Source organism: Pedobacter sp. UBA5917 (assembly GCF_002432345.1).
Taxonomy (GTDB): Bacteria; Bacteroidota; Bacteroidia; order Sphingobacteriales; family Sphingobacteriaceae; genus Pedobacter.
Map to the genome: position 1 here is coordinate 1 of NZ_DJDT01000042.1, position 22,344 is coordinate 22,344.

At 41.3% G+C, this 22,344-nt stretch carries 19 protein-coding genes; 13 read left to right on the forward strand and 6 right to left on the reverse strand.

Annotated elements, in window-relative coordinates; genetic code table 11:
* Positions 1-576 precede the first annotated feature (576 nt).
* A complete protein-coding gene (locus B2V92_RS02785) occupies positions 577-1,449 on the forward strand; it encodes a helix-turn-helix domain-containing protein (protein ID WP_293304621.1) in 873 nt (290 codons plus the stop codon).
* Positions 1,450-1,457: 8 nt separating this feature from the next.
* Here B2V92_RS02785 and mug read toward each other — a convergent pair whose 3' ends face one another.
* The 4 genes from mug to B2V92_RS02805 form a co-directional block, all read right to left on the reverse strand.
* Entirely contained in the window at positions 1,458-1,955 is a 498-nt protein-coding gene (gene mug, locus B2V92_RS02790; protein WP_293304623.1) for a G/U mismatch-specific DNA glycosylase, read from the reverse strand.
* A gap of 24 nt (positions 1,956-1,979) precedes the next feature.
* Positions 1,980-2,900: an aldo/keto reductase gene (locus B2V92_RS02795; protein ID WP_293304625.1), complete on the reverse strand. Its 921-nt coding sequence runs from the start codon at positions 2,898-2,900 to the stop codon at positions 1,980-1,982.
* A complete protein-coding gene (locus tag B2V92_RS02800) occupies positions 2,897-3,436 on the reverse strand; it encodes a hypothetical protein (RefSeq protein WP_293304627.1) in 540 nt (179 codons plus the stop codon). The genes B2V92_RS02795 and B2V92_RS02800 overlap by 4 nt, the downstream gene beginning before the upstream one ends.
* Positions 3,437-3,601: 165 nt before the next feature.
* A complete protein-coding gene (locus tag B2V92_RS02805; protein WP_293304629.1) occupies positions 3,602-4,168 on the reverse strand; it encodes a hypothetical protein in 567 nt (188 codons plus the stop codon).
* Between the two features lie 107 nt (positions 4,169-4,275).
* On the opposite strand from B2V92_RS02805, the gene B2V92_RS02810 reads away from it, so the two are divergent.
* A complete protein-coding gene (locus tag B2V92_RS02810) occupies positions 4,276-4,614 on the forward strand; it encodes a winged helix-turn-helix transcriptional regulator (RefSeq protein ID WP_293304630.1) in 339 nt (112 codons plus the stop codon).
* A 9-nt stretch (positions 4,615-4,623) separates the two neighbouring features.
* Here the strand turns inward: B2V92_RS02810 and B2V92_RS02815 are convergent, their stop codons facing one another.
* Positions 4,624-5,355, reverse strand: a complete 732-nt coding sequence (locus B2V92_RS02815; RefSeq protein ID WP_293304632.1) for a DUF3667 domain-containing protein — start codon at positions 5,353-5,355, stop codon at positions 4,624-4,626.
* Positions 5,356-5,619: 264 nt separating this feature from the next.
* Here B2V92_RS02815 and B2V92_RS02820 point away from each other — a divergent pair, with 264 nt between their 5' ends.
* The 11 genes from B2V92_RS02820 to B2V92_RS02870 all read left to right on the forward strand — a co-directional run bounded on the left by B2V92_RS02820 (position 5,620) and on the right by B2V92_RS02870 (position 21,885).
* Positions 5,620-6,381, forward strand: a complete 762-nt coding sequence (locus B2V92_RS02820) for a response regulator transcription factor (RefSeq protein WP_293304634.1) — start codon at positions 5,620-5,622, stop codon at positions 6,379-6,381.
* 163 nt (positions 6,382-6,544) lie between these two features.
* Positions 6,545-7,999 carry an ATP-binding protein gene (locus tag B2V92_RS02825; protein ID WP_293304635.1) on the forward strand — a complete coding sequence of 485 codons (1,455 nt, stop codon included), beginning with the start codon at positions 6,545-6,547 and terminating at the stop codon, positions 7,997-7,999.
* 697 nt (positions 8,000-8,696) lie between these two features.
* Entirely contained in the window at positions 8,697-11,807 is a 3,111-nt protein-coding gene (locus B2V92_RS02830; RefSeq protein ID WP_293304637.1) for a SusC/RagA family TonB-linked outer membrane protein, read from the forward strand.
* A gap of 15 nt (positions 11,808-11,822) precedes the next feature.
* Entirely contained in the window at positions 11,823-13,184 is a 1,362-nt protein-coding gene (locus B2V92_RS02835; RefSeq protein WP_293304639.1) for a RagB/SusD family nutrient uptake outer membrane protein, read from the forward strand.
* Between the two features lie 11 nt (positions 13,185-13,195).
* Positions 13,196-14,125 (forward strand): cyanophycinase, encoded by a 930-nt coding sequence (locus B2V92_RS02840; protein ID WP_293304641.1) that lies wholly within the window; start codon positions 13,196-13,198, stop codon positions 14,123-14,125.
* A 19-nt stretch (positions 14,126-14,144) separates the two neighbouring features.
* Positions 14,145-15,476, forward strand: coding sequence for a DoxX family protein (locus B2V92_RS02845; protein WP_293304643.1), 1,332 nt, complete (start codon positions 14,145-14,147; stop codon positions 15,474-15,476).
* A 12-nt stretch (positions 15,477-15,488) separates the two neighbouring features.
* Positions 15,489-17,192, forward strand: a complete 1,704-nt coding sequence (locus tag B2V92_RS02850) for a hypothetical protein (RefSeq protein WP_293304645.1) — start codon at positions 15,489-15,491, stop codon at positions 17,190-17,192.
* Between the two features lie 4 nt (positions 17,193-17,196).
* Positions 17,197-17,796 (forward strand): c-type cytochrome, encoded by a 600-nt coding sequence (locus B2V92_RS02855; protein ID WP_293304647.1) that lies wholly within the window; start codon positions 17,197-17,199, stop codon positions 17,794-17,796.
* Positions 17,796-19,049: a sulfite dehydrogenase gene (soxC, locus tag B2V92_RS02860; protein ID WP_293304649.1), complete on the forward strand. Its 1,254-nt coding sequence runs from the start codon at positions 17,796-17,798 to the stop codon at positions 19,047-19,049. Before B2V92_RS02855 ends, soxC begins: the two co-directional genes overlap by 1 nt.
* Positions 19,050-19,053: 4 nt before the next feature.
* Complete coding sequence (locus tag B2V92_RS02865; RefSeq protein ID WP_293304650.1) at positions 19,054-20,496, forward strand: phytoene desaturase family protein; 1,443 nt, start codon at positions 19,054-19,056, stop codon at positions 20,494-20,496.
* 15 nt (positions 20,497-20,511) lie between these two features.
* Entirely contained in the window at positions 20,512-21,885 is a 1,374-nt protein-coding gene (locus B2V92_RS02870) for a YeiH family protein (protein WP_293304651.1), read from the forward strand.
* A gap of 175 nt (positions 21,886-22,060) precedes the next feature.
* On the opposite strand, the gene B2V92_RS02875 is transcribed toward B2V92_RS02870, so the two are convergent.
* A complete protein-coding gene (locus tag B2V92_RS02875) occupies positions 22,061-22,303 on the reverse strand; it encodes a hexameric tyrosine-coordinated heme protein (protein ID WP_293304652.1) in 243 nt (80 codons plus the stop codon).
* Positions 22,304-22,344: the final 41 nt, after the last annotated feature.

A 22,344-nucleotide genomic window follows, 5' to 3' on the forward strand; every position in this document is an offset into this window, starting at 1 on the left:
GGGCGAGAAGTTTATCCTGAGCGCATGCGAAAGGGGGCTAACAGAAGGAGCTTCTTTTTTGTTCCCAATGGAAAGAATTCTCATCTTTGATTAGAAACAATTAAATAATGCTCAGATCACGATTCGAATTATTATATCAGACTTTTTTTAACTTTTTTTTTAAAAGGGATGGTTATAACAATCAGACACATATTTTAGCTTCAGCTGTTTGTACCTTAATCTATATACTTGCTGTTTTTTCCTGCGTCAGTATTGTGAATATATTTACCCATGACACCTTGCATTTCAAAATTGAAAAATCAAAATCCTGGTTGTTTATTTTTGTGGTGATGTTAGGCGCCTATCTATTCCATTTCTATGGATTAAGTTTTTCAAAAAAAGGTACTAATGATGATGGTTCATTCGACCTGCCCGAAAAGAGTTATAAATCGACGCTAAAATTTGCCTTAGGCATTATGCTAGCCTTCTTTTTCTTTACTATACTCAATAAATTGATTCATAATTAAGGGTTTTAGGAATGCGATAACCTAGACCGTGATATGGCTGAAAACCGTTCTATTTCTTATTTTTACATCAATGGATAACATGAAAACCTTTTCACTTTCGAGGCATAGCCGGCTTTTTTCTGTGCCCGATAGCAACAGGGATTATCTTTTTGTGGGCTCTGGCGATCATCCCTATCACGAAGAGCCTTACCGTGCCGAAAGTTATGCCATAGCTTATATTAAAGAGGGTGGAGTGAAACTCAATGTTGGTCTCAGCTCGTGGGAGGTGGATGCTCCTGCAATTATTACTTTAGGGCCATCGGTTATCCGCTATTTCAGCAAGCGTAGCGACTTATTGAAAATGGATGTGATTTTCTTCAAGGATACGTTTTTGATGGAGCGTTATGCAGATCTGTTTTTTCTTTTCAAGTACGATTTTTTTGATAATGGCGATCTGATTGTTTTACCGCTTAAAGACGCCTGTTTTACCAAAATCAATAAGATATATGAGCTTATTCAGTTAACGCAGACTTCGGGTGGTTTTCATCAGGAAGAACTGATCAGGAGTTATATCTTTGCGTTGGTTTATGAAATTGACGCTTATTACAGGCAAAACGCTCCTGATACATCTTCTGTTAAAAAAGGCAATCTGCTCTTCAAAAAATTCAGACAGTTGCTGAGTAAAAATTACACAAGTGAACGTAAATTGGAATTTTATGCCAGTCAACTTTATTTATTGCCCAAATCGCTTTCGGCAGCTATAAAAAAACAAACGGGTAAATCGGCAGGGAAATGGATAGATGATGCCGTTATGCTCGAGGCCAAGGTTTTATTACAGAATAAGGCACTTACTATATCGCAAATCAGCAGCATGCTCAATTTCTCCGAACAATCTGTTTTTGGTAAGTTTTTCAGGGCCAATTCTGGGGTGTCTCCGGTTGAATACCGCAAACGCTTTAGTTAATATATAGTTTACGAAACTGCCCGGTACAATTCGCTATAATACTGAACCAAATCGTTAAGCATAAAACCTCGGTTTAATCCGCTAGGATTTGGTAGTATCCATACCGAAGCACCACAGAATTTTTCTTCCTGATAACCCCAAGAGATTTCTTTTTTTCCTGAAAGAACTTTGTAAGCCGCTTTCCCCAGAAAAGCGATATACTGAGGTTGATATTGTATGATTTTTTTCTTAAAACTTTCGATTGATGCTGTAAATTCCTCTTTCGAAAGTTCATCGGCACGTGTGGTTGCCCTTGCCACTGCGGTGGTTAAGCCGTAGCCAAAGTTTAGGAAGGTGAAATCCTGCATCGGGTCTATTTCATATGGCGTAAAACCAGCCAGGTGGATCGCTTTCCAGAAACGGTTGCTCCGTCCTGAAAAGTGGTGACCATCCCATGCCGATTTTAGTCCTGGGTTAATCCCGCAGAAAATTACTTTTAAATTTTTATCGATAATATCGGTAAGCATTGCTGTTGGTATTTAAAGCTAAACTTAGTTTTTTGCATCGAAAAAACCTTGTGGAATAAATCCGGGAGAACCTGTTTTTACAACCTGGTTATACCTTTGTCTGATTTCGATAGCATTAATTTTATCCATCGCATCTTCAGGCAGGGGAGAGATATCAAAATTCTCTCTTGCGCGTTCTGCTGTTTTTGGTGTGGTAAGTAAAGCAGTACCACGCTGTAATGCCCATGCTAAAAGTACTTGCGCGGCTGTTTTTCCAGTGCCGGCCGCAATTGCTGTAATCACCGGGTTTTCCAATAATCCCGGTCTTATTCCATGCCCAAGGGGGGCGAAGGCCAGAAACACGATTCCTTTTTCTTTACAAAATTCCAATAGTTCTGTTTCCGGTAAATATGGATGTGCTTCTACCTGTACAACGGCCGGTTTAATCCTTGCCGATTTGTATATTTCTGCTACTTGCGCTAAATTAACATCCGAAAGGCCAATGGCACGGCATTTACCCTCATCTACCAAACGCTCCATTACTTTCCAGGTATCCACTAAACTAACGCCATTATCATAAATCACGTTGCCATTTTCATCACGTGGGTCCTGCTCATCTCCGGGTTGAAATGCAAATGGGGTGTGGATGAGGTAAAGATCAAGATAATCGAGCTGTAAACGCGTTAAACTTGCATTAAATGCAGCTTCAACCCGCTCTGGCCTGTGGTTGGTGTTCCACAGTTTGGTGGTGATGAAAAGTTCTTCACGGGTAACAGTTCCTGCTGCAATCGCAGCCTGCAAGGCCATACCCACTTCGCTTTCGTTGCGGTAGCGTTCGGCGCAATCAAAATGCCTGAAACCGGCTTCCAGTGCATACCTGGTTGCATTTATGGTGGTGGCAGCATCAGGAATTAAAGTGCCGAAGCCCAGCGCTGGCATATTTAGTGGATTATTTCTCGTGTTCATTTTATATTTTGCTTAATTGTTTTTTCTTTAACTAAATAAATCAGCTGGATAGGTGATTTGTGTAAAAACGTAATGTTGCTGTTTCTGCTGAAACCGTAACTTTCAAAAAGATCCAGATAGGAGCTGTCTTCAGATTCGCTTATCCAGATCACTTCCTGCATGGTTGATATAGAAAGGCTTTTTTCGAATAGCGATCTAACAACCAAAGGGTCGTTAAACATGCTTAATACACCGAAATCTGCTATCCTTATTACTGTTTTATGTTCAAAAACTTTGGGTTTTATTCCTTTCGAAGTTACTTTGGTATAACCGGCGGGCTCACTGTTCACATAAACAATTAAATATTGGTTAGATAGGTTGTTGAGTTCTTCCCTTAAAGCATTTTTATTAAAATTTACCTCAATGTAATCTTCGAGTTCCTGATCAGGGATTTTTCCTGTGAACTTTTCCCTTGCTGTTGCGGTGGTGATGAAGGCCAGATCGTCTATCCCCTGCTCGGTTCCGATGGTAAATTTTGTCGCAATTTTAGTTTCCATTTTAATTTATTCAATCAGGCATTTTATAAGTCTGATTAAACAAATTTCCGCTCAAATGAGCACATTATATAGGCTAAATTGCTTCAATGTTAGTCGAAATGGCGTAGTGTTAAAAAAGCGGATAACAAGATGTTAGCCGCTTTTGTTAATTAAATAAAAGAAAATTTATTTTCTGATCAAGGGTATCTGAAGGTTGGTAGGCCTGTTTTCTTCTGTATCAAAACCTCTTCCATCAACATTTCGTGCACCCCAGAATAAAAGGTTATCCAATGGGTATATCAGATCATATTCAGCAAATACCTGTCCTTCTGCCAAACCAAATGGTGCGAATGCTTTTTTAAGGATATTCTGGGTTTTATTCACTTCCCAGGTTTCATAACCGTTAACCGCAATTTTATTCAGCAGATCGGCAAAAGGCTGGATGAGCGGTGTAACCTGATAACCTTCATCAGCAATAAACTTTACTTTTTGGGCATCGGCAGCAATGGGATGTTCGCCCTGCCACACAGTATTCCCGCTAAGCCAGATTTTAGATAATGGTGTTTTGCCAAATGGATCTGCTGAATTAATGATTTCGAGTTCAAATTTGTCGTTAGACAGGTATTTAAAGTTCCTTTTCAGGTAAAAAGGTTTAATGGAACCATCTTCATTTTTAAGACTGCTCGGACGGATTTCGGGAGCAATGCTTGTCCATTCTCCTAAAATATGTTGTTTAATTTCTGTTAGTATCATTTTTAAATGCTTTAAGTGGTTGGATATTAAGTATGAACAAATTTACTACCTTCGGTTTCTATCGAGAATAGTAGCGATTATTGTACTTAGTACATCATTTTAGACCAATGGCAAATAAGAGAAAGAACAAAGATTTTAACCCCAATAATTGTGGGGTAACACATTTTTTGAATAAAGTTGGCGGAAAATGGAAGGTGTTACTTATTTATGCCATTAGCCTGAACTGCAACCGTTTTAGCCTGCTGAAAAAAGGCATTCCAACCATTAGTAAACAAACGTTGGTAAACCTGTTAAAAGAACTGGAAGAAGACAATATTATCGAACGGATTGTATTCCCCGAAATACCACCACGCGTTGAATATAAAGTTACGCCTTACGGACTTTCGCTCCTTCCGCTGATCAAAACAATAGAACAATGGGGCAGGGATGATATGGCTGCAGATTAGACGTATTGGTTACTTGATGAAATTATCGATTAATATACCTAATATCCCTATAGAAATGGAAAATGTAATCATCCCCAAAGCATAGGCAATAAATGCTTTTATATAACTTCCTACTTTCTTTTTGTTAAAGAACTGGGCAATGGCCCAGGTACAATAGGCTACCCCAATTGGTCCCGAAACTTTCATGAGGCTATATTTGGTTAATCCTTCTATAATGGCAAAGAAAGAAAAAATCAACATGCCCACGCCCATTACAAAACATAAGAGGATTAATATCTCAAAAAAGTTATAGTTATATTTTTTAAAAAAGAGTTTTAGCCAAAAGGAAATGAATATGCCCATAATGATATTGCCATAGCCATAATGGTTTTGCGCCCAATCAACAATTGAGCCTATAGCAGATTTTTCGGTGCCACTATACACTACATATCCTTGTTCGATATGAAAGAAATGATTGATGATGGTATAAATTAAGGAAGTAATGATGATAAACAATATTGGTTTTACCAATCTGCTGCGGTTATCGCCGATAAACTCCTGAATGTTTTTTCCGGGTCTGATTAATAACTCTTTTATCGTATATAATATTCCTTTTTCGAAATGTAAAACATGCTGTATTTCGTGTAAAATATAATGTGAGTCGACTCTTTTAATATTTACGGGCTGACCGCACTGGCCACAAAAGTTACCGTTTACGGTATGGCTGCAGTTTCTGCAATTTGTTAGCTCAGGATACATCATGTAATTTGATTTTTTAGTTAATCGCTACAGGAATAAATAAATAAATTTGGTGTGAAGAAAGAATAACGAGAAAACAATAAATAAACCCGCTATAAAAATTGCAATTAAGGCATCTTTGAAAGTTATTTTACGCTTATTTAGTTCGTTTAATCTTAATTCAGACGGGTTTTTCATTATGTAGAAGTAATTTTCTGTAAAAGTGGATACAAAAATATTTTCAGAGGCTACACTTTAGTGTAAATTTGTGATTAAGCCATCCTGTACATGAAAGATAATATCAACTCCAGCCTGCTTACCAAGAATAAGATCACAAAGATATCAGATGAAGAATACCTTCGGCAGCACGATTATCTGGAGACTGTAAGTGCTTTTGCGAGGTTGACTTACGAAAGCGTATATGTGATTGATTATGAAAAGATGGCTTTCGAATACGTTTCGGAAAATCCATTGTTTTTATGCGGCTATTCACCGGCCGAGGTGCTTAATCTGGGTTATGAGTTTTATTTCAAAAATGTACCTGAAAAAGATCTTGCTTTATTAAACCTGATTAATGAAGCCGGCTTTGATTTTTTTGCCAGATTGCCTGCGGAGGAAAAAAAGTTATACAGTATTTCTTACGATTTCCACCTGATCAATCAGGAAGGTAAGCCCATGTTGATTAACCATCGGCTCACACCTTTATTTCTATCTACAGATGAAAAAATATGGAAAGCGATGTGTATTGTTTCCATTTCCAACCATCAGGATGCCGGTAATGTTTTTATTTATAAACAGGGAGCCGATGAAGTATGGGAGCTGGATGTTAAAGATAATATCTGGCGTAAATCGGAGAAAGCAAAACTCAGCAGTAGAGAAATAGAAATATTACGCTTACATGCACAGGGTTTAACCATTAACCAGATTGCCGAAAAAATATTTGTTGTTCCTGATACGGTAAAATACTACCGGAGGCGGATTTTTGAACGTTTAGGGGTGAGTAACATGGTAGAGGCACTTTCTTATGCCGTTAATAGTAGGATTATATAAAAAAAGGCATTGTGTTTTTCTGAACTTCATAACTTTTTATTTTGCTCCTTAGTTTAATGAATGTTTATAGGTTATTTATTATTAGGAATGATTATGTCTTAAGGATAGATCGTTATGAAATAAATTCATAACTTAGGTATTAGTGTTGATACGTCAAATTAATATGAATAACCTAGATTTAACAATATTGCTTAAAGATCTTCAGGCAATGCCCAAAGAATCGGAATGGGTAGAATTTAAGGTTAATAATGGAAATCCGCAAGAAATAGGCGAATACATTGCAGCATTAAGTAATAGCGCATGTTACCAAAAGCAGAAATATGCCTATCTCATTTATGGAGTAGAGGACAATACTCATCGTTTCGTTGGAACCAAATTTAAACCTAAGGCGGCAATGATTGGCAATCAAGAATTAGAAAACTGGATTGCAACTCAACTCAATCCTAGGATTGACTTTAATATTTTTGAGCTACAGTTGAATGGTCTTAATTTTGTTATTTTCAAAATTTCGGCTACAAGGAGTCAACCAGTAAGTTTTCGTGGAATACCATTTATTAGAATTGGTAGTTATAAAAAGAACCTTGATGATCATCCTGAAAGAGAACGGGCCATTTGGAATAAGCAAGATAATTATGTATTTGAGAAAGCAATTGCTATGGAACACGTCAGTGACGACGAGGTTCTCAAGTTTATTGATTATACAGGCTATTTTGATTTGATAGATTTTCGTTTACCTGATAATAGAAAAGGTATAATAGAAAGATTACTTCAAGATAAAATTATTTTTAAAAATGGCGCTTGTTATGATATTACAAATTTGGGAGCGCTACTTTTTGCAAAGGATATGGAAAAGTTTGAATCTCTTTCTAGGCGAGCTATGCGCGTAGTTTTTTATGATGGGAATAATAGAATTAAAGCTATAAAGGAACAGGTTGGTAAAAGGGGATATGCAGTTGGGTTTGAAGGATTAATAAAGTATTTTTCTGATAACCTTCCTTCTAACGAGATTATTGATGCTGCTTTACGTAGACAGGTAACACTTTATCCAATATTGGCGCTGAGAGAGCTCATCGCAAATGCAATTATTCACCAAGATTTCTCGATAATGGGCTCCTCACCTATGGTTGAAGTATTTAATAATAGAATTGAGATTACTAATCCTGGAAAGCCATTAATTGATCCATTGAGATTTGTTGACCATAGCCCAGAAAGTAGAAATGAAATTCTTGCAAAGTTTATGAGAAGACTTAATATTTGCGAAGAGCGTGGAAGCGGGATTGATAAAGTAGTATTTGAATGTGAATTTAATCAATTGCCCGCTCATGAGGTCATTGTTGGAGATAATTATACAAGAATTATAATGTATGGACCTAAGAAACTTAGACAAATGGATAAAGCGGATAAAGTTAGAGCTTGTTATTTACACGCATGTCTTAAGTATGTTTCAGGAGATATAATGACGAACCAAAGCTTACGTGAAAGATTTGGTATAGAAGAGCATAATTACTCAATTGCTTCGAGAATAATTGCTGATGCAATTGCTTCAGAATTAATCAAAGACTATGACGTAGATAACAAATCAAAAAAATTTGCAAAATATGTCCCATATTGGGTATAATCTTATGTGATGGTTATGTGATTTTTGAATATTTCTTCTTTTTAAGAAATTGGTTTTTAGTCACTTATGTTTTTGTTTTATGTGATTTTTAAGAATTTTATGTGGATAAATGAGATAAAAGAAAACTAATTTGTAATAACAAATTTTTGAAATTAAGTAGATTTATGCGTCTGTTTAGAAAAATAAAGGTTTGAAATTGGGCTACCATTTATCGTCTTATTGATCACTTCTTTTTGAACTAAACTATTCCGATCCATGGTTCGTGTCGCCACGAACCAAATATCCCCTCACATTCAATAACATAACTCGTGTAACATTATTAATAGTTAGTCTATGGATTTTGTAGATTAAATATTTATCAATATGTTTGCGCTGATCATGAATGCAACAATAACACCCCAAACCTCCTCTACCTCTGATATTAATCTTAAACGCTCTGTTTTAAATATCTATTTCCATGGGAATATGTGCTGTTGTTGATCTCGATTTTCTCCAAAAGTTATAGGTTAAACCTATGGTACCCTAAAACCTGACCACCAATTCCCCTTAAATATGTGTTAAAATTATTGCCAAAAAAGAACCGGCAAGGAAGCCTCGCCGGTTACCATGGAATATCAGTTCTGTAACGCCAATCACGCACTGATACCCATCCAGCCTTATCCAATGAATTGAACCATTAACATAAAACCCGTTAAATATGGAAATATTTCTCCATAAGAAAAAACCATTCTTATTGGCCTGCCTCGTTTTGCTCCTAACCGTGCTGGCCGTACCCCTTAAAATTTTTGCACAGGTAGAGCCACCGCCACTCATTAACTCCAAATTGGTAGGTACTGTAATCGATTCTTTAACCAAACAGCCATTGCCCGGTGTTGTAGTCCGTATTAAAGGAGTTACGCACGTAGTTTCGACCGATGGTAATGGGAAATTTACATTTGTAACCGGCCAGAAACTGCCATATACCTTAATTTTAAGTTCTGTAGGTTACGAAACCAAAGAAATTGTGGTGAGCACTAGTCCTACAACCATCAGGTTAAAAGAAGTAAACAGCCAGTTAAATGATGTAGTGGTAGTTGGCTACGGTACCCAGACCAGAAAATCGTTAACAGGTTCGGTTTCTACCATTGCAGTCGACGAAGTAAGGGCCAAACCAACTGCTACTTTTGCTGAGCAGTTACAAGGTAAAGCCCCGGGTTTGCAGGTAAGCACTTCTACCGGTGTTCCGGGTGATGGAATGTTTATCCGGATCCGTGGTACAACCTCTATCAACGCCAGTAACGATCCTTTGTATGTAATTGATGGTGTTTATGTAAACAGCGGATCATTACAGCGCATTACTACCCAGGGGCAGGCGAATAACCCGCTATCCGATATTAGTCCGGATGATATTGAAAGTGTTACTGTTTTAAAAGATGCCGATGCAACGGCCATTTACGGTGCGCGTGCAGCCAATGGCGTAATCGTGATCACTACTAAACGCGGTAAATACAACACCGCGCCAAAAGTAAGTTTAAGTGCTTATGTAGGTGTGGCAAAAGCACCAAAATTGTGGGATCTGGTAACAGGGCCACAACATGCCGAACTGATCAACGAATTTTACCGCAATTCAAACGCCGATGCCATTGCCATTGCAGCTGCAAATGGAACAAGTCCGGCTACTACTTACAGGTTTCAGCCATTTAGGGCATTAACCGATAATCCTACTGCTTCGCCGGCACCACGTGGTTTACCACAGGATCAAAATACTTATGACCGTTTGAATAAAGCTTTCCGCACCGGACTTTTGCAGAACTACGATATTTCTGTTTCGGGTGGTAACGATAAAACCACTTATTATATTGGTGGAGGCTTAAATAAACAGGAAGCTACCCTTAAAACAAACGATTTTAGAAGGGGAAGTTTCAAGGTAAATATTGATCAGAAAATCAACGACTACGTAAAAATCGGAACCAGCAACATTCTTACCCAAACTTACCGCACCAATGCCCGTGTAGGCGATGGTCCGCAGGGTGGGATTTTACAATCGGCCCTCCATACACCAACCTATCTGCCAGAGTTTAATGCCGACGGAACACCTGGTAAATGGGCCGGTTTTGATAACCTTGATGTGCTGCTGAACAATACCAATATGAACAGCACCAGTAACAGGTTGATCAGTAATTTATATGGCGAAGTAAATATTACTAAGGATTTAACCTTTAAAACCAGCTGGAGTGTTGATTATAACCAGTATAACGAATTTCAGTACTGGAACAGTTTAACCAACCTGGGTATTGCGAACAAAAACTTAGGTACCTCAAGTGTAAGCAATAACACCATCTGGACAAATGAACAGACCTTAAATTATAACCATGTTACCGGTAAGCATACCTTTGGAGCATTGATCGGTAATTCGTTACAGGGATCGATTTCCAACCAAACTTTAGCACAGGGGACCAATTTTCCGAACGATTCGTTTCAACAGATTGCCTCTGCGGCTACAACAACTTCATCAGCTTCAGAAACACAATACAGACTTTCTTCATTTTTCGCCCGTTTAAATTATAACTACGGTGGAAAATACTATGCAGTATTCAGTATTCGTGCCGATGGTTCTTCGCGTTTTGGTGCCAATCACCAATGGGGATATTTCCCTTCGGCAGGTTTGGCATGGCGTGTTAAACAAGAAAACTTCTTAAAGGATGTTGCTGTAATTTCGGACTTAAAACTCCGTGGAAGTATTGGGGTAACCGGAAACCAGAACGGGATAAACGATTTTGCTTCACGTGGTTTATGGGGTGCCGGTGCCAACTATCAGAACAATCCTGGTACGGTACCATCGCAATTGGCTAATCCCGATCTGAAATGGGAAAGCACACGCCAGGCCAATATCGGTTTCGATTTAAGTTTCTTTAAAGACAGACTTACTTTGAGCGGTGATGTTTACGATAAATACACCAGCAACCTGTTGCTTAACCTGCCGCTGGCTTCGAGTAAAGGCTTTTCATCTATCCTTACCAATGCCGGCGAAATGAGCAATAAAGGATTGGAACTGAACATCAGCAGTGTTAACCTCGATGGTGCATTGAAATGGAGTACCAATTTTAATATTTCGCGCAACATCAATAAAATTGAAAAACTGCCTACGCCAGTGGTTGCCGCTTATGCCGCCGAACGTATGGTGCAAGGCTTATCGATGTACACTTTCTTTGTGTACAACCAGCTTTATGTTGATCCGCAGACTGGAAATGCCGTTTACGAAGATGCTGATCATAACGGCGTAATCAACGCAAATGATATTGTTCCGGTAGGTAATGCGCTGCCGAAATTTAATGGCGGTTTAACCAATAACCTCAGCTATAAAGGTTTCGATTTATCAGTGTTTTTCAACTTTGTTTATGGCAACAAGGTTTACAATAACAACAACTATTTTCTTGAAGGTGGCGGTACCCGCGATGCCAACAGGGCAATGGATGTGTACCAGTTAGACCGCTGGCAGAAACCGGGCGATATTACCAATATGCCAAGGTTAACCGCTTACGGACAGAATTATACCTTAAGCCCAACCAGCCGTAACATAGAGGATGGATCTTTCCTTCGCCTAAGCAATGTAACCCTGGGTTATAACCTGCCTAAAGATTTTATTAAAAAAGCCAGGATGAATTCGGTAAGAATATACGCCAGCGGTTCAAACCTTTGGTTGTGGACTAAATACAAAGGTCCGGATCCGGAGATCAATGTGTCATCATCGGCTACCGTACTCGGTTACGATTTAGGTACGCCACCTGTGCCACGTACTTTCCAGATAGGTGCAAACATTACTTTTTAAACCGAATAATCAATCATGAAAAAAGTTATATACATATTCGCAGTCATTATCCTGTTCACTTCCTGCAAAAAGTTTCTGGAGGTACAGCCCCAGTTGCAGGTAGATCAGGATCAGGCCATCATCAATGCCGGTACTGCAGCCACTGCGGCAAATGGTTTATTTAACCTGCTGGCCGCCAACAGTTATTATGGCTCAAACTTTCCGGCACTGTCTTATTTATCTGCCGGAGATATCCAATGGTCGGGCTCGCAGTCTGATCCTAACGAGATTACCAAACACCTTACTTCTGCTACAAACGGATATGTACAATCAGCATGGACGGCCATTTACAAAACCATTTCGCAGGCGAATTACATCATTGATAAGGTACCAACTGTTAGCGATCCGCTGCTTACCACAACGCTAAAAAACCAATACCTTGGCGAGGCTTATTTTGTGCGTGCACTGGCTTATTTCGACTTGGCACGTGGTTGGGGTGGGGTACAACTGATCTTAAAAGCGACCAATAACTCATCAGATAACAGCGATATCCCACGCAGCAGTTTGGCTGATACTTATGCGCAGGTGCTAAAAGATTTAAACGCTGCCGAAACTTTGGTGCCAACAGCCGTAAACCGTAACCGGGTTAGTTTGCGTACAGTGCAGGCGCTAAAAGCCAGATTTTACCTCTACCAAAAAAACTGGGCCTTGGCCGAGCAATTTGCCACTTCAGTAATCAACGATAATGCAAATTATTCGCTTGTAGCACCTTACAGTGCGTTTTTTGCCAATAATGCCGTAACTACAAACGAATCGGTACTCGAACTGGCTTATACGACCTCGAACACTAACGGACACAGCAACTGGTGGTTGCCACCGGCTTTGGGCGGACGTAGGGAGTGGTCGCCGAACGATGCTTTGGTTGCTTTGTTAAATAACCCAACCATTGGCGGTAACCGCAATACTTTAATAGCGCAAACCGCGCCTCCGGGCAATTTATGGTATGGCAAATTGTATTACCGCAATCCATTGGGTACGGACCCTGCTTATGTTATCCGCATTTCCGAATTATACCTCATCCGTTCTGAAGCGAGGGCACAACAAGGCAACCTCATCGGTACAAATAGTGCACAAACCGATTTGAATTCCGTACGTAGCCGTGCGGGGCTTGGTGTAACAACTGCAGCTACTTTAAGTGAGATTTTATTGGCACTCGAAAAAGAACGTCAGGTAGAATTTCCTTTCGAAGCCGACCGCTGGTTTAACTTGGTGCGGACTGACCGTGCGCAAACGGTGCTGGCGCTACCCGATAAACACCTTTATCTTTTCCCGATTCCTTATAACGAAACATTGGTTGATCCGCAATTAGGAGGAGCAAACCGTAACCCTGGTTATTAAAAATATTGATCATGAAAAAATTAAGCATTTTTCTTTTGGCCTTAACCGCATTCGGTTATTCGGCCTTTGCCCAATCATCACCAATCACCGTAAAAAAATCTGATACCAGACACGGCCCCGAAAAAGGCAGTCTGTTGATTATTGGTGGTAATGTGGGTTCGCAACGTGATATCTGGGAGAAATTTACCGAACTCGCAGGAGGTAAAGATAAAGCCGTATTGGTGGTGGTTACTACCGCATCGGGCGATTCGGCGGCCTATGATAAAAAAGGGGTTGAGGAGGTAAAACGCCAAACAGGAATTAAAAACGTAACCCTTTTCCATACCAGCGATTTTAAGGAAGCCAATAGTGAAAAATTTATTGCCCCATTAAAAAATGCAACCGCTGTTTATTTTGAGGGTGGCCGCCAGTGGCGTATCGCCGATTCTTACCTCAACACCCTTACCCATCAGGCATTTATCGATGTGCTGAACAGGGGAGGTGTAATTGCAGGCAGCTCGGCAGGGGCAAGTATTATTGGCTCTTTTTTATGGAGGGGCGATACTAAAGGCGCACAGGTTTTGGTGGGCGACCATACTCAGGGCCTGGGGTTTCTTAAATATTCGGCCATCGATCAGCATTTATTGGTACGTAACCGCCAGTTCGATCTGGTTGATTTTATCCGTAATGCGCCCGATTTTATCGGCATTGGCCTGAACGAAGCAACAGCAATTTTGGTACAGCGCGATACTTTGCAGGTACTCGGACATTCTTTCGTGGCCATTTACGATTACAATACCATTATCAACAGCGGCGAAAAACATGTGGTAAATAATCGCGAAGATTTTACGGCTTCGAACGGACCTTTTTTCTTCCTCGGTGCAGGGCAGAAATACGATTTGGCCAAAAGGCAGGTAATTAAAGAACCGCGCAAACCGGGTAAGGCAGACGACGATCAATAACCTTAAAAAAAATAAAGCAATGAGTAATACCAACATACCATCGCCACCTGTTTGGACGGAAAGGAAAAAGCTGATATTCAGGTTCTTTTTTCTCTTTTTTATCCTTCAGGCTATTCCTTTAAGTGTCGACTTTTTTAAAATTGTTTTTGGCTTTAACTGGTTTCATATCAGTTATGGCGATATTTTTAACCTTACGCGTTTATCCGCAAAATTTCTGCCCGGTGCCGATAGCTTTATCAACTGGATCATCGTTGCGGTAATTGCGATAATTGGTGCAGTTGCCTGGGGCAAAACGAAGTATAAGGATATTGATTACAACCAGTTTTATTACTGGTTAAGGGTTGTGGTGCGTTACCGTTTGGCCATTGGCATTATCGGTTACGGATTTATCAAATTTTTCCCGCTGCAGGCACCTTTTCCTTCCATCAGTAATTTGAATACCAGTTATGGCGATTTTACCGACTGGAAAATATTTTCGATGAGTTTGGGCATTGTACCTTCTTACGAAGCATTTTTAGGCGCAATAGAAATCCTTGCTGGTTTATTATTGTTCTTTCGTAAAACGGCAACCATCGGTGCAGCAATTATACTGGTATTTACCGGAAACGTGTTTATATCCAACCTGGCTTACGAAGGGGGCGAATTTGTATATGCCACTTACCTGGTTACTTTCGCATTGTTTGTGCTCTGGTTCGATGCACAGCGGATTTATAACCTCGTATCGCTTGAGCGCCCAACATTACCAAATGGTTTTAAGCCACAATTTGTGGGAAAAATTAAAAGCCTGCGCTTAGCACTTAAAACACTGGTTATTTTCTTTTTCGTTTTCCTTTACGGTTTTAAGACCTATTCGGGTTTTCATCACGATCCTTACCAGTTTCCACGCACCAAAGGTTTGGCCAGGGCTGCAGGAATTTACAATGTGAGTGAGTTCAGGATCAATGGCCGTGTGTTGCCTTATGCTGCCGCAGATTCCATCCGTTGGAAAGATGTAGTATTCGAGAAATGGGCCACCATCAGCGTGCGTTCCGATCGGAAAGTAATTGTTGATTCGGCAAATTACGAACAGGTATTTAAAAACGATAAAGACCGCGATTACGAGCTGGCCGGTACCGCCGGAAGGCATTATTACAGTTATACTGTCGATTCGATAAACCATGTATTGCTGTTGGATAACAAAAATCCACACTACAAGGATGAGCAGTTGCGGTTAAATTATAGCCGCCCCGATAGCGCTACGGTAATCCTTTCGGGTACCGATCAACACCGCGATTCGATTTATGTGGTACTGAACAAAATCGATAAAAAATATCCATTAAAGCTTAGCCGCCGCAAAGCACTTAAACTATAAAAGCTTAATGTTATGTCTGAAATAAAACAACAGGATATAGAAAACGAAACAACAGCACAACAGGCTGCAGCTAAAAAGCCATGGTCGGGCCAAAAGAAATTTGGCTTCCGCGTGCTGTTTATTTTCTTCCTTGCCATGTCTATCCCTTTTTCGGCCAATTGGTATAAAAATGTTTTTACCCTGGATTGGTCGAGGCCGCATTACCGCGATTTGTACGATATCGCCCGTTTCCAGCCCAGCTTTTTATCACTTTTCGGCAATCAGCGTTCGCGTGATATTACCGATTCGCCATCTGGTGATGAACCAGCTAAAAAAGACGGTGCGAGAAAAAATAAAACAGAAAATGGTGGTGTTAAAAAAACTGAAACCAAAAGCGATCGCAGTACAGCTTTACCACCAAAAAGAAGTTTTCTGGCCGATTATACAGATTGGGGCATCGCACTGGTGTTTGCTTTGGTAGGTGCACTAATTTGGACAGCATTTGACCGCAAGCGCAAATCCTATCACATTCTTTATTACTGGATCAGGGTGGTGGTGCGTTACCGCGCCGGCATCGGGATTATCGGTTTCGGATTCACCAAACTTTTCCCTACTCAGATGCCTTATCCCTCACTGGGTTTGCTCAACAGTAATTTTGGCGATTTTACCGCCCAAAAAATATACTGGCTTTCCGTAGGTGTGGTGCCATGGTACCAGGTTTTTGGTGGTGTGGTCGAAATTGTTGCCGGTGGCATGCTTTTCTTCCGTAAAACCAGCACATTTGGAGCTATACTTTTAGCGGCCGCGCTAGGCGATATCACTTTCGTAAACTACGCTTATGACGGCGGTGTACATGTGTACGCCTTTTATTTTGTGCTGCTCGGGCTGTTTATCGCTGCCGATGATTTTCCTAAATTATACAACCTGCTCATTCTCGAACGTTATACCGTTCCGTTCAGGGTGTACCCCGATTTTAGAAAACCATGGCTAAAATACAGCCGCATTACCCTAAAGGTGCTTACTTTTGTGATCTTTTTCGGTGTACTTACCTATACCGAGGTGATCAATTTTAAATACGACCCTTATAAACAGCCTGCAACTGCTGGCGTTAAAAAACTAAGGGGAAATTACCGTGTAAGCGAATTTAAAATTAACGGAGAAGTTATTCCGTTTAATCCGCTCGATTCTACCCGATGGCAGGAAGCTACTTTCGAAAACTGGACCACGCTTACCTTCAAAATCAATCGTCCGGTACTCATCGATCCTTCAAACGGTGGCGGTAGTCCGATGCGCGATATCCAGCGTACTTTCGAAATCAGTGGTGTTGCCGGTGGCCAAAGGGCATTTCATTATTATGCCGATACCGTAGATAAAGTACTTTACCTGCAGGATAAAAATGTGATGGCTTTAAGGGGCGGACGTAAAGGTGCCGACAAGGCTAAAGAGGCAAAACCAAAAGAAGATAACTGGATCAGTAAAACCGCATGGCAGCACATTGGCGATGAAAATAAAATGATCGATAAAGCAGCCTGGTCTACCCGCCGGGATCGTGAATTTGCCGAAAAACAAAGGGAAGTAAAACGCCATCGCATGGTATTGAAATATGAGACTACAGACGGTTCGAGGGTTATCCTTTCAGGTATCAACGAGCGAAAAGACTCTATTTATGTTGTGCTCGATCGTTACGACCGACAATATGTATTGCCGAAAAGCACTTTGAGTGCCGGTAAATATTAAAGCGATGAACAAAAAAACGGTACTCATACTCGCATGCCCTGTAATGTTGTTATTAATGTCGTTAAAAACGGCATTTATGCCCATGAAGGCTCAATTGCCATTAACCGATAGCTTAAAGCGGCCTGCCAAATTTGGTTTTGGCCGCCCCGCTACCGCACAGGAAATTGCCGCATGGGATATCGATGTTCGCCCGGATGGAAAAGGATTGCCGGCAGGGCAGGGCGATGTAAAAAAAGGCAGGGTATTATATGCTCAAAAATGCGCAATGTGCCATGGTGTTGATGGTATCGAAAAGCCTGGTGTAAAACTTCCCGGAAATGCTTTGGTTGGCGATACATCGGCCACCAGCAAACCTAAAACCATTGGTAATTACTGGCCTTATGCCACTACTTTGTTCGATTATATGCGCCGCGCCATGCCCTATAATATGCCTGGCTCGCTAAGTAACGATGAGGTATACAGCATAACCGCCTATCTGCTCAATGCTAACAAAATTATCAAAGCAGATGTGGTACTCGATGCTAAAAACCTCTATAAAGTGGTAATGCCAGCAAAAAAACTGTTTATTATGGACGACCGCAAAGGAGGCCCCGAAATAAAATAATGGAAAAGAGCGGAAATAAAGATCAGAAAGTAGCCACTGGTAAAATCAGCAGGCGAACCTTATTGGGCGGGGTAATTGCTGCTGCAGTTTTACCTGTACAATCGTTATTTGCTGATGAAAAGTTGGCTGAAAATTCGATTTTACCTGAAATTGCTGATGATCCGACTAAAACTGTTGGTCCAGGGCCAAGTCCAGTGGGAAAACGCTCCCCATTTGAGCAGTCCGTACGCAAACCTTCTGATATTTCTTCGCGCACTCCCTTGCAGGATCTGCACAGCACCATTACGCCGGCCGATCTTCATTTCGAACGTCATCATGCAGGTATTCCAACCATCGATCCGGCAAAACACGAATTGCTCATTCATGGTTTGGTCGAAAACCCAATGAAATTTACCCTTGCCGATATCAAAAGGTTTCCATCTGTTACCCGCACCTGTTTTATCGAATGTGCCGGTAATTTCCGTACAGGGAAAGCCGAAATGACTCCGCAAGATATCCTCGGACTTACCAGCCAAAGCGAGTGGACGGGTGTAATGCTCTCCACCATTTTCAATGAAGTAGGCATTAGCGATAAAGCCAAATGGTTTCTGGCCGAAGGCTCTGATGCCGCCATAATGACGCGTACCATCCCCATCGCAAAAGCCTGGGATGATGCCATGATTGTGTATGCACAGAACGGTGAAGCTATACGGCCCGAGCAGGGTTACCCCATGAGGTTACTTTTGCCCGGTTTTGAAGGCAACATGAATATCAAGTGGTTAAGGCGTATCGAACTTTCGGAAGAACCTTACATGACCAGGGAAGAAACGTCAAAATATACTTACCCTGTAAAAGATAAAATCAGAATGTTTAGCTTTGAGTTGGATGCGCGTTCCATTATCACCTATCCATCTTATCCCCAAAAGGTAAATAAGGGTTGGGTAGAAATACGTGGAATTGCCTGGAGCGGTAGGGGTAAGGTAGAAAAAGTAGAAGTAAGCACCGATGCCGGAAAAACCTGGCAATTGGCCAATTTACAGGAACCCGTGTTAAGTAAAGCACATACTTATTTCAGGTACCTATGGGATTGGAAAGGGGAAGCCACTGAAATATTAAGTCGTGTTACCGACGAAACAGGCTATTTGCAACCTACTTTGGCGCAATTGGCAGAAGCCCGTGGTGTAAACCTGGGCGGATACCACATGAACCCCATTACGGCATGGCAGATTAAAAACGACGGAACCGTTTTATTTAAACCGGAAACCATAAAATAACCAGATGAAATTAGAAAAACGGGATTATGATGCAATTGTAGTAGGATCGGGGCCAAACGGATTGGCTGCGGCCATCCTTTTGCAGCAACAGGGACTTTCCGTTTTAATTATAGAAGGTAAAAACGTAATTGGCGGCGGATTGAGTTCGGCCGAGCTCACTTTGCCCGGTTTTACGCACGATGTATGTTCGGCCATTCACCCGATGGCACTGGCTTCGCCATTTTTTAAAACTCTGCCTTTGGCTGAGCATGGCTTGGAATACCTGCAGCCTACTTTGGCTGCGGCACATCCTTTTGATGATGGTACTGCTGCCATACTCGATCATTCTATCCAAAAAACAGCCGGATATTTGGGTGCCGATGCTAAAACCTATACTTCTTTGATGGAGAGCATCACGGCTACCTGGCCATTGATTGATGAAGATGCTTTAGGACCTTTACATTTTCCCAAACATCCATTGGCAATGGCTGGTTTCGGTTTGAAAGCATTAAGCAGCGCTACAGGTTTTGTTAAACGGTTTAAAGAGAAACATGCCCGCGGACTTTTTGGTGGAATGGCCGCACATGCCATACAACCTTTAAGTAATTTAAGTACCACGGCCATTGGCTTGGTATTATTGGCCGGCGGGCACCTTAAGGGCTGGCCGATACCCAAAGGTGGATCAAAATTTATTGCAGAGGCATTGGCAGGTTATTTTAAATCGCTGGGCGGCAAAATCGAAACCGGGACCTTTGTTACTTCTTTAGATCAATTACCGTCAGCCCATGCGGTACTTTTTGATGTTACCCCAAAACAGTTATTGCAGATCGCAGGGCATAAATTTTCCAGTATTTACAAATGGCAGCTCGAACGTTACCGCTACGGTATGGGCGTATTTAAGGTAGATTGGGCATTGGATGGACCGATTCCGTTTACTGCCGAAGAATGCCGGGGCGCAGGAACCATACATTTGGGCAATACTTTCGAAGAGATCGCCGCAGGCGAACTGACGACCAGTAAAGGCCAACAGGCAGAAAAACCTTATGTGCTTTTGGCACAGCAGAGTTTGTTCGATCCATCTCGTGCGCCCGAAGGAAAGCAGACGGCCTGGGCCTATTGCCACGTTCCAAATGGATCAAAACAGGATATGACAGCTATCATCGAAAATCAGGTAGAACGTTTTGCACCTGGCTTTAAAGATCGGATTTTGGCTAAACACACCATGAATACCGAACAGATGGAAGCGCATAACCGCAACTATATCGGCGGGGACATTAATGGCGGGATATTAGACCTCGGGCAGTTATTTACGCGTCCGGCTTTAAGATGGTCGCCATATAAAACCTCCACCAAAGGATTGTACATCTGTTCTTCATCTACCCCGCCTGGAGGTGGCGTACACGGAATGTGCGGCTACAATGCAGCAAAAAGAGTATTAAAAGATATTTTCAACATAAAAATCAGATAACCACAAAGAAACACTATGTCAACACAGAACAATGCTTCGGGAACTACAGGAGCTTTAACAGATGCAGGGATCACGCCCGACAAAAAAACATTTTTACAATCGCTTACCGAAGATTGGTGGGCGGTAATTTTAGGAACAATTATTATTGCTACCGTACTTTATTTAACCAATAGCGGCACAACCATTACTTTACCTGCTTATAAATGGGCAACCTCCGAAGATCTCTTTGGTAAAATCCTTTCAGGTTCAAATTTATTACTCATTTTAGAAACAGGTGCAATTTTTCTGGCACTTGCATCCATAGCCATCGCCCTTTCGGGTGGTAATGTGGCCAGATTCGCTGCAGGTTTTTCGCTGATCTACTTTTTTGCCATCATCTCTTTCATCATTGGGGGGAACAAAAACGTATCTTATTTCGGATTGGAATATGTGGTTTTTGCTTTGTTAATAGGTATTCTACTCGGTAACGTGGTAAAACTGCCCGAATGGTTAAAAGAAGCCGTACGGTCTGAATTCTACATTAAAACCGGTCTGGTAATTTTAGGAACCACCATTTTATCGGCCGATTTAATCAAAGCCGGTTTGCCCGGCATCGTGCAGGCAGTTATCGTGGTAACAGCCGTTTGGTTTTTCTCTTTGTGGTTAAGCCGCAGGTTAAAAGTGGATGATGAATTCGGTGTAATTTTGGCATCTGCCGTATCCATTTGCGGTGTTTCTGCCGCGATAGTTGCAGCAGGAGCAATTAATGGCGACAAACGCAAACTATCTTACGTAACTACTTTGGTGTTAATTATGGCCATCCCGATGATGGTGATCCAGCCCTGGGCCGTAAGGTATTTTCACATCCCTGATGTAATCGGCGGTGCCTGGTTGGGCGGAACTTTAGATACCACTGCAACGGTTACCGCGGCAGGCGATTTAGTTGGCCCAATTGCTGTTAAGGCTGGGGTAATTGCCAAATTCTCGCAAAATGTATTTATCGGAGTAGCTGCATTTTTTATCGCCATCTGGTGGGCTTATAAAAAGCCAAAAGGCGAAAATGGTGAAGTTTTAGTAAAAGCAGAAAGCCCTGGACTAAAAATTGTATGGGAGCGTTTCCCGAAATTTGTGTTGGGCTTTGTCGCTGCATCGTTGGTATTCTCTTTCCTGCTGTCGCCTGCTACCGCGAAAAGTGTTGCGCCAACCTTAAACGGATTACGCACGGTTTGGTTCGCCATAGCCTTTATCTCGATCGGTATGGAAGCTAAATTTTCGTCATTGGTAAAATTACAGGGAGGCCGACCGGCATTTACTTTCGTAACCGCGCAGATTTTCAACATCTTCTGGACGTTGTTATGGTCGTATATTTTATTTGGTGGGTATTTATTTCCTGTGCCGGATTTTAAATAAACCTCCTGTCATTCTGAGCGCAACGAAGAATCTGTTATGAGTTAGCATAGCCTTTAATTAAGCACAGCCCTTAAAAGTAGTGTTTTTGGGTTCTGTATTTCATCGGTTAGAGATCCTTCGCTGCGCTCAGGATGACAAAATGCCTCGGTCTGTAAGGACACAGACCATGGAAGCATTACTTCTTCCAATACTCATTGGCAGCAGCAATCGTAGCAAACTCTATTGCAACTGTCTGGCCTATCGCAATCAGCATTGCTGCATCGTTTGCATAAACACCTCTTAATTTTTCCCTTACGCTGGCATCTGGTTGGGTACTTTTGATAATCAACCTGGCCAGTTTTACGGCCAGGGCACGGCCTTGTTCTGGTGTTTCAGTAATCAATGAATTACCAGGGATCAGTTCTATATTTTCGTACATCTTTTAAATTTTATACGAAATTAATGTACGCATAAATTTAA